Source organism: Planomonospora algeriensis, assembly GCF_977012225.1.
On record NZ_CDRNDK010001135.1, the window covers coordinates 1 to 339 of the forward strand.

Annotated in this window: 1 protein-coding gene; it reads right to left on the bottom strand. The window is 69.3% G+C overall.

Annotated elements, in window-relative coordinates:
* Positions 1–339, bottom strand: a 339-nt coding sequence (locus tag ACWJ6R_RS38155; protein WP_449066823.1) for a hypothetical protein, incomplete at both ends; no start/stop codon positions are given.

Genomic DNA, 339 nt, shown 5'->3' on the forward strand with positions numbered 1-339 from the left:
GATGACCATGTCCGCGAGGAAAGCCAGCGGGCCGATGCCGTACAGCACGAGCAGGGCCGCAGCTGCGCTCCGCGCGGCCATCCGCCCGATCCGAGGCCGATCGCGACGCGTGCTCAGCCAGTGCGCGGCGAAGCCGAAGGCCACCGCCGGCGCGCCCGCGGCCCACAGAACAGGCAGGAAACTCTCCATATTCCACAGGCGATACTGGGCGGAGAAGTAGAGGTCGACGCCGGGGCAGAAGGCGCCGTAGCTGAAAAACCCGAAACCCTGCTCTGACAGGGACAGCAGGTAGACCGCGCCGGCGGCGGCGATGGTCAGGGCGGCGGCCCACCATGATCG